Source organism: Achromobacter sp. GQ309 (assembly GCF_059759315.1).
Map to the genome: position 1 here is coordinate 235814 of NZ_JCAXDP010000003.1, position 13058 is coordinate 248871.

Annotated in this window: 13 protein-coding genes; 9 read left to right on the forward strand and 4 right to left on the reverse strand. The window is 66.3% G+C overall.

Translation table 11 applies throughout. The features are described from left to right. Nucleotides 1–68 precede the first annotated feature (68 nt). The 4 genes from AC6CIE_RS10500 to AC6CIE_RS10515 form a co-directional block, all read right to left on the reverse strand. A complete protein-coding gene (locus AC6CIE_RS10500) occupies nt 69–1514 on the reverse strand; it encodes a M81 family metallopeptidase (protein WP_175123075.1) in 1446 nt (481 codons plus the stop codon). 118 nt (nt 1515–1632) lie between these two features. Beyond that, the gene (locus AC6CIE_RS10505) at nt 1633–2031 is read right to left on the reverse strand and encodes a RidA family protein (RefSeq protein ID WP_498092200.1); all 399 of its coding nucleotides are present in this window, start codon (nt 2029–2031) and stop codon (nt 1633–1635) included. A 28-nt stretch (nt 2032–2059) separates the two neighbouring features. Beyond that, nucleotides 2060–3196 carry an NAD(P)/FAD-dependent oxidoreductase gene (locus AC6CIE_RS10510; RefSeq protein WP_175123073.1) on the reverse strand — a complete coding sequence of 379 codons (1137 nt, stop codon included), beginning with the start codon at nt 3194–3196 and terminating at the stop codon, nt 2060–2062. Between the two features lie 172 nt (nt 3197–3368). After that, nucleotides 3369–3860: a MarR family winged helix-turn-helix transcriptional regulator gene (locus AC6CIE_RS10515; protein ID WP_175123072.1), complete on the reverse strand. Its 492-nt coding sequence runs from the start codon at nt 3858–3860 to the stop codon at nt 3369–3371. Between the two features lie 135 nt (nt 3861–3995). On the opposite strand from AC6CIE_RS10515, the gene AC6CIE_RS10520 reads away from it, so the two are divergent. The 9 genes from AC6CIE_RS10520 to AC6CIE_RS10560 all read left to right on the forward strand — a co-directional run bounded on the left by AC6CIE_RS10520 (nt 3996) and on the right by AC6CIE_RS10560 (nt 12928). Then, nucleotides 3996–5261, forward strand: a complete 1266-nt coding sequence (locus AC6CIE_RS10520) for a flavin-dependent oxidoreductase (RefSeq protein WP_175184183.1) — start codon at nt 3996–3998, stop codon at nt 5259–5261. Beyond that, a complete protein-coding gene (locus tag AC6CIE_RS10525) occupies nt 5258–5743 on the forward strand; it encodes a DUF3237 domain-containing protein (RefSeq protein WP_175123070.1) in 486 nt (161 codons plus the stop codon). The genes AC6CIE_RS10520 and AC6CIE_RS10525 overlap by 4 nt, the downstream gene beginning before the upstream one ends. A gap of 44 nt (nt 5744–5787) precedes the next feature. Then, nucleotides 5788–6753, forward strand: a complete 966-nt coding sequence (locus tag AC6CIE_RS10530) for a Bug family tripartite tricarboxylate transporter substrate binding protein (protein ID WP_175184184.1) — start codon at nt 5788–5790, stop codon at nt 6751–6753. 110 nt (nt 6754–6863) lie between these two features. Further along, nucleotides 6864–7382, forward strand: coding sequence for a hypothetical protein (locus AC6CIE_RS10535; RefSeq protein WP_175123068.1), 519 nt, complete (start codon nt 6864–6866; stop codon nt 7380–7382). 195 nt (nt 7383–7577) lie between these two features. Further along, a complete protein-coding gene (locus AC6CIE_RS10540; protein ID WP_175123067.1) occupies nt 7578–8177 on the forward strand; it encodes a nitroreductase family protein in 600 nt (199 codons plus the stop codon). 210 nt (nt 8178–8387) lie between these two features. Further along, nucleotides 8388–8816, forward strand: coding sequence for a VOC family protein (locus tag AC6CIE_RS10545; protein ID WP_175123066.1), 429 nt, complete (start codon nt 8388–8390; stop codon nt 8814–8816). A gap of 13 nt (nt 8817–8829) precedes the next feature. Then, on the forward strand, nt 8830–9756 hold the full coding sequence (locus AC6CIE_RS10550; RefSeq protein ID WP_498092201.1) for a LysR substrate-binding domain-containing protein: 927 nt from the start codon (nt 8830–8832) through the stop codon (nt 9754–9756). A gap of 135 nt (nt 9757–9891) precedes the next feature. Next, nucleotides 9892–11973, forward strand: coding sequence for a DUF4387 family protein (locus AC6CIE_RS10555; RefSeq protein WP_498092202.1), 2082 nt, complete (start codon nt 9892–9894; stop codon nt 11971–11973). A 127-nt stretch (nt 11974–12100) separates the two neighbouring features. Next, nucleotides 12101–12928 (forward strand): lysozyme inhibitor LprI family protein, encoded by an 828-nt coding sequence (locus AC6CIE_RS10560; protein WP_498092203.1) that lies wholly within the window; start codon nt 12101–12103, stop codon nt 12926–12928. Nucleotides 12929–13058: the final 130 nt, after the last annotated feature.

The following is a 13058-nucleotide window of genomic DNA, read 5'->3' on the forward strand; positions in this document are numbered from 1 at the left end:
GATTTCCCCTTGTTGGTTCTGGTCTGCCCGTCATGGGCGGCAATGGTGGTTGGTCCTCGGCCCCCGCCTCAGGCCTTGAAGGGCCATTTCGGCAGCTTGCGCTTCACGAACGGCAGCGTGTTGAGGTCATTCGTGATGGCGCCGGGCGTTTCGACGTAGATGACGTGGCGGCCGACCTTGGAATACGAGGCATAGAAATGCTGCGAAGACTTCACGATGACGAGTTTCATCGCGGCCAGGTCCACGCCGAATTGCGTGAACAGGTCGGTGCCCATGGCCTGGGTGCGTGAGGTGGTCATGACGAGGGTGACGCCGCCGGTGCGCACGACGGCCACGTCGCCCAGCAGCGCAGGCGTGCCGGCCAGACCAGTCATGACGGCGTCGCGCTTGAGCGCCAGGATCTCGCAATCCAGGTCCAGCGGCTGGCCGGACACCGGCGCCACCTTGCCGCCCACGCGCAGCTTGATCTGCGCGCCTGCGCCGGCCTCGAAGCACAGTTGCACGGCAACCGGATCCCAGAACGGGCCGGTGGCGACATCGGTGATGCCGCGCGCCAGCACGCGTTCCAGGATGAAGGTGGCATCGCTGGGCGCGCCGCCGCCGGCGTTGTCGGCCGAATCGGCCAGCACCACCGGGAATTCCTTGTGCGCCAGCGCCTGGTCCAGCGCTTCGTCCGCGCCGGGGTAAGGCGGCGCCAGCTGATCGCGGAAACCGATGATCTCCTCGCCCAGCGTGCGCGCCAGCGCCTCGGCCTGCGCGGCGTCGCCGTCGGTATAGACCAGCACCTTCGAACCCATGTCCGGCGTGTCGCCCCACGGGAAGCCGTGCGCGATGGACACGGACAGCACGCCTTCCTTGCCTTCCATCGCGAGCAGGCGGTCCACGAAGCTGCGCATCGGCTCGCGGCTGGTGTGCATGATGGAGATCATTTCGCAGTCGTAGACCGCACGCGTGGGGTTGATGCGGCCCTCGGCGCGCGCCACGCACAGGTCGACCAGGTCGAACGCACGTTCCAGGATGTCGGTGTGCGGGTATTCCTTGAAACAGACCAGGAAGTCGGCGCTCTCTACCATCGCGTCTGTCAGGTGACAGTGCGGATCGAGTTCGGCGCCGATCACGGCGTCCGGGCCGACGATCTCCCGCGCGCGGCGCAGCAGGTCGCCTTCGCAGTCGTCGTAGCCGTCGGCGACCATCGCGCCATGCAGGCCGAAGAGTGCGATATCCACCTTGCCCGCGCGGCGCAGGTCGTCCAGCAGCTCATCGCGCAGCGTCTCGTAGGCGTGGCGGGTGGTGATGCCGGCCGGCGTTGCGCCTGCGGTCAAGCCTTCGATCAGCGTCCAGTCCTTGCCCGCGGCGCGCTGGCGCGCGGCCCACAGCGGACCCGAAAACATCTGCATGCGGTCCGGATGCTGGCCGGCGGGGAAGTAGCCGCGCGCCCGGTAGGAAGCCAGGCCGGTCGGAATGGGGGAGAAGGTGTTCGTCTCGGTCGCCAGGGACCCGGAAAAGATCTTCATGAATGACGCTCCGCGCTAGAGAGGGGCTTTGAGGGCGCGGGCATCGGGGCGCGCGCTGGGAGGTGTCGCCCCGCCAGGCGTGGGCCTGGCGGTGACATGCAATCGAACGAATACGGCGTCAGGCGGCTGCGGGACCCTTGGGCCGGCTGTCGCCCAGCCAGGCCTGCACTTCGATCTCGACATCCACGTCCATGGCCAGCTTGGCCTCGACGGTGGAGCGCGTGGGGAAATCGGAAGAGAAATGGCTGCGGTAGGCCTCGTTGAACTGCGCGAACAGCGCCAGATCGGTCAACCACACGGTCACGCGAACCACGTCCTTCAGGCTGGCGCCGGCCAGTGCGAGCGTGTCCTTGATGCGCTCGATGGCGGCATTCGTCTGGGCGGTGATATCGCCGCGCACGACCTGGCCGTCGGCATCCAGCGGGATCTGCCCGGACAGGAACAAAAAGCCGCCCGCCTGAGTGGCGCGCGAGAAGGGCAGGGGCAGGCTGCTGGGGTATCGGGTGATGGCGGTCATGTCGGGGTCTCGGTTATCGGTGACTGGATCAGCGCAAGCGCTCGGGCCGCACGGCGTCGGCATTGACGCCGTGCGCGTGCAGGTGATCGGGTAGGGGCTGGCGCGTCAGCAGCGCGGCCGCCAGTTCGGAAGTGGCTGCGGCGGTCTGGATGCCGTAGCCGCCTTGCGCGGCCAGCCAGAAGAAGGCCGGCGTGGCCGCGTCCCAGCCCACCACGAAATCGCCATCGCGCACGAACGAGCGCAGGCCGGCCCAGATGTGCTTCGGGCGGCGGATGGTCAGCGACGTGGCGGTTTCGATGCGATAGATGCCGGTTGCGACATCCAGCTCTTCGGGCACGACGTCGTGCGCGTCGACCGGATCGGCATTGGCGGGCGAGCCCAGAAGCTGCCCGGCGTCCGGCTTGAAGTAATAGCTTTCGTCTACGCCGACCACGGCGGGCCAGTGCGAAAAATCGACGTCGTCCGGACCGCTGAAGGTAAAGGCGGTACGGCGGCAGGGTTGCAGGCCGACGGGGGCGGCCCCGCACAGCGTTGCCGTGTGGTCGGCCCACGCGCCCGCGGCGTTGACGACGGCGCGCGCTCGGATCTGGCGCCCGTCGGCCAGGGTCAGCGTCCAGACATCGTTCTCGAACGCGGCGCCGGTCAATTCGGCATTGTTGTGCAGCACCGCGCCCTGGCGGCTCATGCCGCGCAGAAAGCCCTGATGCAGGGCATGCACGTCGATGTCGCGCGCGTCGGGCTCCTCGATCGCGCCGCAGAGCTGGTCTTCGCGCAGGCAGGACACGCGGGCCACCGCTTGCGCGGCGTCGATCAGCGTGACGTTGGGCGACTGGCGGTGGAAGTCTTCGAACACTTCCTGCAGCAGATCCTTCTGGTCCGGCGTTGCGATGTACAGCACGCCGCGCGGGCTAAGCAGCGGATGCTCGCAGAAGCCTTCGGGCGGATGCTCGTAGAACGCGCGGCTGGCGCGCGTAAGCGCCTTGATCTGCGTGGTGCCGTAGGTCTCCATGAACATGGCTGCGGAGCGGCCGGTGGAGTGATAACCGGGTTGGGACTCGCGTTCCAGCACTGCCACGGACGCCGAGGCGCTGAGGCGGTAGGCCACGGAGGCGCCGGCGATCCCGGCGCCGACCACGGCAAAGTCGTATAGGGTTTCAGCAGTCATTTTGTCGGAAGCGAGAATTCTCTTATTTGATAATTCTCGAATACGATAGTTTTTTGACGCGGCTGGAGTAATAGGGGAATGCCCGCATGGGCGCAAAAGGCGCGCACGATGCGGCGCAGCGCGGAGAGGGAAGCCGCGCTACCTGTCCATGGGTGCGCGACGGCGGGCCGCGCTACCCCAGCTTGCCCAGCAGACCGATCAGTTTTCGCCGATCCGCCGCGCCGAGCTTGCCGCTGATGCGCGCGTCGTGCGCCTGCACGGCCTCGGTGATGGCGGCTAGCGCGGTGTGGCCGGCCGGCGTCATGGCCAGCGCGTAGGCGCGCCGGTCGCGTTCGGCTTCCTGGCGCTCCACGTAGCCCAGTTCCTGCAACTGGTTGACGATCTGCACCGCGCCCGAGCGCGCAATGCCCAGGATGCGCGCCAGGTCGGTGAGCTTGAGGTTTTCATTGGCGGCGATCAGCGTCAGTGCCGAATAACGCTGCGGCGTGATGTCCCACGGCGCCAGCGCGGCCAGGAAGTCCTCGTAGATCAGGATCTGCGCGCGGCGGATGGCGTAGCCCACCAGATCGTCCAGCGCGCCGTACTGAATGCCGGGCACATGCGGATCGAAGTGTTCGCCGCGGGCAGCAGGGCGGCGAGGGCGTGGGGCGGAGGCTCTGGACATCGGGGGCAGATCGTGAAACGGGGCCTCAACACTAATGCACGCGTCGCCGCCGCGCCACCGGATTGCGGGAAATCCCTCGTGCGAAACGCGTGGCTATTTTGTTATGTTGCATAACAAATAAGACCAGGAGTAGACATGCATATCGTCATTGCCGGGGCGGGGATCGGCGGGCTGACCCTTGCGCTGATGCTGCATCGGCGCGGCATCGGCTGCCGCATCTATGAAAGCGCGCAGGAATTGCGGCCATTGGGCGTCGGCATCAATCTGCTGCCCCATGCGGTCAGCGAGATCGAACAATTGGGCCTCATGCCCCAGTTGGCCGAACGCGCCATCGAGACCTCGCAGCTTCACTACTACAACAAGCTCGGCCAGCCGATCTGGCGCGAGCCGCGCGGCCTCGAGGCCGGTTATCCGCTGCCGCAGTTTTCGGTGCATCGCGGCGAATTCCAGATGCTGCTGGCGCAGGCCGTGCGCGACCGGCTCGGCCCGAATGCCATCGTGCCGGGCATGGTGCTGGAATCGGCCAGCCAGGATGCGGCGGGCGTGCACGCGCAGTTCCGCCGCCGCGCGGACAACGCGCTGCAGGCCGTGCACGGCGACATCCTGGTGGGCGCCGATGGCATCCACTCGGCACTGCGCCGTCAGCTTCATCCCGTCGGGGACGAGCCCCGTTTTTCCGGGCGCATGTTGTGGCGCGCCGTGACCGAGGCGCCGCCGTATCTGGACGGGCGCAGCATGTTCATGGCGGGTCACCAGGACCAGAAATTCGTCTGCTATCCGATCTCCGAACCGCTGCGCAAACAAGGCCGTTCGCTCATCAACTGGATCGCCGAGCTGTCGATCCCCGGCGCGGAACTGCCCGCCACCGACTGGAACCGCAAGGTCGACAAGTCCGTCTTCGCGGACCGCTTTGCCGATTGGCGCTGGGATTGGATCGACATCCCTGCCATCATCGACGGCGCCGAGGCGATCTACGAATTCCCGCTGGTGGACCGCGACCCCTTGCCGCGCTGGACGCGCGGGCGCTTTACGCTGCTGGGCGACGCGGCGCATCCGATGTATCCGATCGGCTCGAACGGATCGGCCCAGGCGATCCTGGATGCGCGCTCCCTGGCCGACTGGCTGGATCAGGCGGTGCAGGGCAAGGCGCGTTCAGCAGAGATCGCGCTGCTGGAGTACGAGGCCGAACGTCTGCCGCGCACCGCCGGCATCGTGCTGCGCAATCGTTTGAACGGCCCCGAACAGGTGATGCAGTTGGCCGAAGAGCGCGCGCCGCAAGGCTTTGCGAACATCAACGACGTCATATCGGGCGAGGAGCTGGCGGCGGTATCGCTGCGCTACAAGCAGCTGGCGGGCTTTGACCCCGCTGCGCTGCGCCTTGCCCGCGGAGAAAAGCCATGAGCGGCGCCGATGCCATCAACGAACCCCACGCGCCCCGGCTGGAACACGTGACCACCGTGGTGGTGGACGTGGGCGCGCCGCAGGAAGTGGGCGATACGCCGCAGGGCCGGCGCCGCGTGATCCCGATCACAGGCGGCACGGTCGACGGTCCGCGTCTGTCGGGCAAAGTGCTGCCCGGCGGCGCGGACTTCCAGATCATCCGCTCGGCAACATTCACGGACATCCACGCACGCTACGTGATCGAGACGCCCGAAGGCGAGCGCGTGTATGTCGAGAACACCGGCATCCGCACGGGCAGCGCCGAGGACATCGCGCGGCTGGCGCGCGGCGAAGCCGTCGATCCGGCGCGCATCTACTTTCGCAGCTATCCCCGCTTTGAAACGTCGTCGCCCGCGCTCGGCTGGATGAACGAAAGCCTGTTCATCGGCACCGGCGCGCGTTATCCCGACCGCGTCGAATTGCGCTTTTATCGCATTTGCTGAACCCGCGGCAGCCGCCGCGGCATTAAAAAAACCAGGAGACAACCATGCAAACGATGCTGCGCCGCCTGCTGGGCGGCTTCATGCTGTGCCTGCCGCTTGCGGCAGCCGCCCAGTTCCCCAATGGGCCGGTGCGCCTGAACGTGGGTTTTCCGCCCGGCACGGGGCCGGACATCGTGGCCCGCACGTTGTCCCAGCACATGGGACCGCTGCTGGGCGAAAGCGTGGTGGTGGAGAACAAGGTCGGTGCGGGCGGGCAAATTGCCGCCCAGAACGTCGCGCGCAGTCCGGCGGACGGCCAGACGCTGCTGCTGGGCGAGGTCGGCTCGATCAGCATTTCGCCTGCCACGTACCGCAACCTGAACTACGATCCGCCGCGCGACTTCGCGCCGATCTCCGAGGTGGTGCGGGCCGACTTCGTGCTGGTGGTGCCGGCCAGCTCGCCGTACAAGGACCTGCCGGCGTTCATCGACGCCGCGAAGAAGGCGCCGGACCGCGTGAACTTCGCCACCTTCGGCGCGGGTACGCCCGGCCATTTCGGCGCGGAGCTTTTCGCGCGCGAGGCAGGCCTGAAGATCGAAGCCATCCATTACCGGTCGACGGGCGATGCCGTGTCTGGACTGGTGTCCGGCGGCGTGCAGGCGGCCTTCGTGACGACGGCCCTGGCCGCGCCCCAGGTGCAGGGCGGCAAGCTGCGCGCGCTGGCCACCACCGGCGCGAAGCGCTCGTCCGCGTTGGCTGACGTGCCGACGTTCGCGGAGGGCGGCCTGCCCGCGGTCAATTTCGGTGCCTGGTTCGCGTTGTTCGCGCCGGCCGGCACGCCCGAGGCCGTGCTGACTCGCTTGCAGGCTGACAGCGCCGCCGCGCTGCGCCAGCCTGCCGCCGTGAAGACGCTTGGCGAAGCGGGGTTTGTCGTCGTGGGCTCGGACCGGCAGGCGCTGCAGGCCTTGCTGACCGCGGAGTCCAAGCGCTGGGCCGATGTGGTGAAGGCGACGGGGTTCCGCGCCGACTGATGGACCGAGGGATCTGGCCGGCCGTACGTCGCCGGCCATACGTCGCCGGCCACAGCGATTGCTATAGTCTCGCGCTCATCAATCTTCGCGCTTCACTGGAGACCCGCTGCATGTCCGATCCCACGTTCGATCACGTTCTGTCCCACCCGCCACGCTGTCTGGATGGCGTGCGCGTGACACCCGCGCCCTTGATCGTGGAAGACCGTGGCGAGGTTGCGGTCGCATTCCGCCTGCTAGGCGCCGGCGGCGCGCAGACGGGCGAAATCCTGGGCTTTGACCTGCGCGACTACAACGAACACGTCCAGGACTACGAATTCGTGTCGCCGCTGGCCGTGAAATGGGACGGCGCATCGGAGGATGTCGTGGTGTTCGACAGCGACATCCACGGCTATCACGGCGAGCTGGATTGCTCGGCCAAGATCCGCGGCGAGGGGGCGGCGCAGGCCTTTGCCTGCCCCGCCTGCCAGGGCACGCGGTTCAGCGTCTTCGCCCAGTTCGACTACGACGGCACGGACGAACTCTGGGACGAAGATCCGGACACCGTGCAGAACTTCTTCAGCAATCTCATCGTGGCGGGCCAATGCACGTCCTGCAACACGGTGACGCGCGTCCTGGACATGGACCTCTGACCAAATCAAACGTTTGAACTCGGCCGTGTGAAGGCGGCCGATTGCTCGTGCGGACAGCACCTTGCAGCCCCTTTGGCACCATCAGTGGAACAGTATGTTCCAGCCAAAGTGCGTTTGAACGGGTATTCGCGTCATGGTCGAGCCGGTAGAATGCCTCCCATCGTCATCTCTATCTACTGGTCGAAAGGTCAAATAATGAGCAACGCATATCTCGAAGCGCTCAAGCAGCGCCGCACGCAGTATTCGCTGGGCCGCAACCTGTCGGCCTCCAAGGAAGAACTGACCACGCTGATCCAGGAAGCGATCAAGCACAGCCCGTCCTCCTTCAACTCGCAAAGCTCGCGCGCCGTGATCCTGTTTGGCGCCGAAAGCGACAAGCTCTGGAACCTGGCTACGGAAGAAGTGCGCAAGGTTGCGCCCGCCGAAGGTTTCGACAAGACCGAAGCCAAGCTCAAGAGCTTTGCCGCCGGCGTGGGCACCATCCTGTTCTTTGAAGACCAGGACGTCGTGCGCAGCCTGCAGGAAAAGTTTGCGCTGTACGCCGACAACTTCCCGGTCTGGTCCGAGCAATCGGGCGGCATGGCCCAGTTGTCCGTGTGGACCGCGCTGGCCAACGCCGGTGTCGGCGCCAGCCTGCAGCACTACAACCCGCTGATCGACGCCGCCGTCGCGCGCGAATGGAACGTTCCCGCCTACTGGAAGCTGCGCGCGCAGATGCCGTTTGGCTCGAACGAAGCCGGTTTCGGCGATAAGGCTTTCATGGACGACGCCGAGCGCTTCCGCGTGTTTGGCTGATCGAATCCGGGGGCGTGCCGCGCACGCCCCGCATGACCGCGGTATTCAGGCCCGCATTGCCCCACACGGCAATGCGGGCCTTGTCATTGACGGGCTGACTGAATGCGCAAGCCGGCAATGCATCCCGGTGGTATCCGTTTGACCGAGCACCCATATCGCCTGCAGCGGATGGCGCTATAGTCGACCGATCCCCACCAGGAAGGAGATGTCATGCAGACCAACGAGATCCATCGCGGTCGTCTGATCGATCACATCCAGCTTGTCGTGCGCGATCTGCCGGCCAGTCAGCGCTTCTACCAGGCGGTGTTCGATGCCCTGGAGGTGCCGATGGGCGGCACGGCCGACGACTACTTCTGGGCGGACGAGCTCTTTGTCTCGTCGGCTGACAGCCAGGCCGCGCTGGGCCAGTTGACGGGACGCCACCATCTGGCGTTCCAGGCGCGAGATCAGGCGATGGTCGACGCGTTTTACAAAGCGGCGCTGGCTCACGGCGGCAAGGACAACGGCGCGCCGGGATTCCGCGAATACCATCCCGGCTACTACGGCGCCTTCGTTTTGGATCCGGACGGCAACAACATCGAAGCCGTGTTTCATGGCGAAGCCCGGCGCAGCGCGCCGTCAGTCAAGGTGACGTTCTGACCGGAGCGTTTCCGTGCAACTGCGCCATCTCCGGTACTTCGTGAAGATCGTCGAGGCGGGCAGTTTTTCCCGCGCGGCGGCGCTCATTCCGGTGGCGCAGCCGGCGCTCAGCCAGCAGATCGCGGCATTGGAAGAAGAGCTGGGCGTGACGCTGCTGCATCGCAGTGCGCGGGGCGCGCGTCCCACGGCCGCGGGCGCCGCGCTCTACACGGAAGCCGCATCCATCCTGAGCCGCATGGAGCGCATTCCGCAGATCGTGCGCTCGCTCAGCGGCGACATCCAGGGCGTCGTGCGCATCGGCATGTCGTCGACGCTGGCGTCGTTTCTGGCGGGCGAACTGATGGAAAAATGCCGGGCGGCGCTGCCCAAGATCAGCCTGCGTTTCAGCAGCGATGCCAGCGGCCAGCTGGGCGCCCGCATCCGCGACAGCTCGCTGGATCTGGCGCTGGTGTTCGAGGACGAACCGACCACGGGTTTTGCGCGCCAAGCGCTGTTCCGGCAACGTCTTTTCGTGATCAGCCCGCGCAAGCCCGGGCGCCGGCCGTCCGCCATGCGCTTCGAGCAACTGGCGGACATGCCGCTCATCCTGCCCGCGCATCCCAACATGACACGCAATCTGCTGGACCGGCTGTTTGCCGAGGCCGGCATCGCGCCGCAGGTGGTGGCGGAAACCGAGGTCTTTTCCGGCATGCTGTCGGCGGTGCAGGCGGGCATCGGCCATACCATCCTGCCGCTGGGCGATTTTTCGGGGCAGCCGGGAACCGCGATGGTGTCCGCCGTGCTGATCGAGCCGCCCGTCTATCTGACGGCGGCAGTCATCGCGTCCAGCGACGTGCCGCTGGCGCCGCCCGCCGAGGCGGTGCGCACGCTGCTCAGCGAGTTCGTGATGCAGCAGGTGCAGGAAAAAGGACTGGCCGGCGCGGAGCCGCTGCCTTCCTGACGCGCCGCTAAAGGCCATATCCGCGGCCGATACCCGCATATCGACATAGTATTTTTCCAGCTTCGCCGGCAGGCGCAATCTTCACGCTCATGCAGCAACCGCAATGTCTGCGGCCTGCAGAACTGGAGAGTGATGATGGCAAAGCTGGTTTATCGCGTGGTGTCCGCGTGCGGCGCGTTGGGATATGGATTTCCCCGTGAATCGCTGCAAAAGGCGCTGGAAGGGCGGATCGACGCCGTGATCTCGGATGCTGGGTCGATGGACGCCGGCCCCTATTACCTGGGCACGGGAACCGAATACTTCGAACGCGAGGCCGTGAAGGCGGACTTTCGCCACATGGTCGAGGCGGGCGAACGCATCGAGGGTCCGGTCATCCTGGGAAGCTGCGGCATGGCGGGCGGCAACCGCAACCTGGACTGGATGATCGACGTCGCCAAGGAAGTGTTTGACGAGCTGGGCGTGAAGGACCGCGCCGTGGCGGTCATCCGGTCTGAACTGGACCCGGCCAGCGTGATCCGCGAATTCCGCGCGGGTGCGCTTCGGCCTACGGGCGCCGGGCCGGAGCTGGATGCAGCGGCGCTCGAAGAGAGCACCATCGTGGGTCAGATGGGCGTGCATCCGCTCATCACGGCGCTGGAAAGCGGCGCGAAGTACGTGCTGGCAGGCCGCTCGTGCGACATTGCACTGTTCGCGTCCGACATGATCCGCCGCGGTATCGATCCGGGTCTGGCGTACCACGTGGGCCACGTGCTGGAATGCGGCGCGCTGGCCTGCGACCCGGGCTCGCCGTCGGATTGCCTGATCGCCGAAATCTACGACGACGGCACGGCGCTTTTCGTGGCGCCGGACTCTGGACGGCGCTGCACGCCGTATTCGATTGCGGCGCATTCGCTGTACGAGGAAAGCCATCCGCAACTGCAGTTCTATCCCGAAGGCATCCTGGCGATGGAACACACGGAATTCTTCGCGCGCGACGCCCGCACCGCCGGCATCCGCAACAGCCAATTCGTGCATGCGGGCAAGCCATGGCCGTGGAGCATCAAGCTGGAAGGCGCGCGGCGGCTGGGCAAACGCAAGGTGTCGCTGGTTCATCTGGATCCCGCGGACCTGCCGCGTGTGCCTGGCGACGTGCTGGTCTATGGCCGCAACGGCGTCCAGGCCGTGCCGCTGCGCGAGGGCGAAAAGGAGCTGGGTCTGATCGTGGAAACGTGCGCGGCGACGCCGCAGGCGGCCGAAACGCTGGCCAGTCTGCTGACCCACTATTTGATCCACTACGGCTATGCGGGGCGCAAGGCCACCGCCGGCAACATTGCCTATCCGCTGTCGCCCAATCTGGTGAGCTTCCGGCGTGAAGATGGGCAGTACGGCGCGGTGGTTCCCAGCGGCACGCGCGATCCGGTGTTCCAGGCCAATTACCCGATGATCAAGGACGCGGTCATCACGCTGGTTCAGGCGGAATTTCCGGACGCGCTGCGCGCCGCCACCTGGAAAATCCATGAGGCCGACGCGAGCCATCCGGTCGCGCTCGTGCGCACCATCGACCGCGATCCCCGTGTGCTCGCCGACCGCCATCGCGCCGAGTTGCAACGCCTGCTGTCGCTGGCCGCCGCGCGCGACGGCTCGCGGATGGACATGGATGCCGGCGATGCCTACGAATGGACGCTGTACCACCTGCTGCAGAACGAAGACATCATCAAGAACCGCATGTTCCCGATCACCTACTTCCGCGCCAACGGCAAGGCGTGGACGGAAAGCGGATCCGGCCGGCCGCGGTACTACGACATCGGCATCACGGACTACCAGGGCAATCTGGACGACCGCACGCTGTCCCTGATCGCCGACGTGCCGCCTGAAGGCACGCCCCAGCGCGAACAACCGCTGCTCGACATGGCCGTGGTGGTCCGCAGCAAGGACGCGGGCATCAACCGGCTGACGTTCGACATCGTGTTCAACTCGGCCGCTGATTACGAGGCCGCGTTGCGCTCGAACGTGTTCTGCCCGGCCAATGTGGCGCAGGTGCTGGGCGTGGCGCCCGAGCGCGTGGTCGGCACGTTCTTCGTGGATAGCTGCAACGCCATCAAGCTGACCATCGACCGTCCGAACATTTCTGCTTCGCCGGATGAGCGCGACGTGTTCGGGGCGCAGCAGCAGGCCGTCATCGAGCGTCTGTCGATACCGCATTACGCGGAGCGGCTGGCGATGGCCTCGGCGCTGTAGCGCGTGTTGAGGCCGCCGCCGATCGCGAACGGGAAGGGCGATCGGCGGCGTGCGTTTGTGGGGTCGTCCCCGGTTTCGTGCCAGAATTGCGGGCTGTTCAACCGCCATCGAACCCGAGAAGAAGCCGATGAAACCTGGAATTCCCGCCCTACGATTGTTGTCCCTGGCTGGCTTGTTCTCCTTGTCCGCGCCCGCGCTGGCCATCGATTGCAAGAAGGCATCCACCGGCGTCGAGAAGCTGATCTGCGCCGACCGCGGCGCGGTGTCCGCCGACGCGGAATTGAATCGCAGCTACAGCGCACTGTTGAAAGCCGCGCCCGATGCCGAGATCCGCACCATGCTGATCGACGGCCAGAAGCGTTGGCTCGCAGCGCGCGACAACGCACTGGAAAGATTGATCGAGTCGCCCGACCTCCTGCCCGACGGCAAGACCCCCGCGCAGGCCGCGCGCAGCCTGATCCAGGCGCGCAGCGCCCAGTTCAAGGAAAAGGCCAAGGGGTCTGATACGCAGGTCCTGATCGCGCGGGCGCTGGATCAGCGCAAGTTCCGGGCGCAGTTCACCGGCGGTCCGTTTGCCGGGTTTGCGTCGTCGTGCGACGTGCTGCCGCCCGACTACAACAACTATTCCTGCTTCGCGACCCGCCATTACCAGCACAATGACCGCGTCTGCTCGGTGGACGAGTATTGGGCGTCCGGCGGCGTCTACACAAAGCGGTACGTGGCCAGCGTGGTGAACGGCAAGCCCAAGGTCATCGCGTCGTGCTCGTTCAGCAGCGCCGACGAGGCGTGCGACGACGGCAATGGCAAGACCCACTGGAACCGGTCGCCGGCAGCGCCCGATTTCAGTTATGCCGACAAGCCTCTGCCGAAGATCGACGGCGAAATCTTCGATACCGACGACTACGAATGGGCGCAGGCTTGCCTGGCAAGCCCGGTGTATCCCGCTGCCAAGTAGCGCGTTCAGGCCTGCGCGGCCGCGCGTGGGCCTGACGGGGAAGGTGTCAGACTGTAATCGCGCCCGCGCTGGCCGTGAGGGCCGGACCGCGCCCGCCGGATGAACATTTCCCATGCGGGGCACACGGCGC

Coding starts and splice junctions, on each gene's coding strand:
- AC6CIE_RS10510 (WP_175123073.1), bottom strand. CDS start 3,196: ATGACTGCTGAAACCCTATACGACTTTGCCGTGGTCGGCGCCGGGATC.
- AC6CIE_RS10560 (WP_498092203.1), top strand. CDS start 12,101: ATGAAACCTGGAATTCCCGCCCTACGATTGTTGTCCCTGGCTGGCTTG.
- AC6CIE_RS10525 (WP_175123070.1), top strand. CDS start 5,258: ATGAGCGGCGCCGATGCCATCAACGAACCCCACGCGCCCCGGCTGGAA.
- AC6CIE_RS10520 (WP_175184183.1), top strand. CDS start 3,996: ATGCATATCGTCATTGCCGGGGCGGGGATCGGCGGGCTGACCCTTGCG.
- AC6CIE_RS10500 (WP_175123075.1), bottom strand. CDS start 1,514: ATGAAGATCTTTTCCGGGTCCCTGGCGACCGAGACGAACACCTTCTCC.
- AC6CIE_RS10545 (WP_175123066.1), top strand. CDS start 8,388: ATGCAGACCAACGAGATCCATCGCGGTCGTCTGATCGATCACATCCAG.
- AC6CIE_RS10505 (WP_498092200.1), bottom strand. CDS start 2,031: ATGACCGCCATCACCCGATACCCCAGCAGCCTGCCCCTGCCCTTCTCG.
- AC6CIE_RS10535 (WP_175123068.1), top strand. CDS start 6,864: ATGTCCGATCCCACGTTCGATCACGTTCTGTCCCACCCGCCACGCTGT.
- AC6CIE_RS10515 (WP_175123072.1), bottom strand. CDS start 3,860: ATGTCCAGAGCCTCCGCCCCACGCCCTCGCCGCCCTGCTGCCCGCGGC.
- AC6CIE_RS10555 (WP_498092202.1), top strand. CDS start 9,892: ATGGCAAAGCTGGTTTATCGCGTGGTGTCCGCGTGCGGCGCGTTGGGA.
- AC6CIE_RS10540 (WP_175123067.1), top strand. CDS start 7,578: ATGAGCAACGCATATCTCGAAGCGCTCAAGCAGCGCCGCACGCAGTAT.
- AC6CIE_RS10530 (WP_175184184.1), top strand. CDS start 5,788: ATGCAAACGATGCTGCGCCGCCTGCTGGGCGGCTTCATGCTGTGCCTG.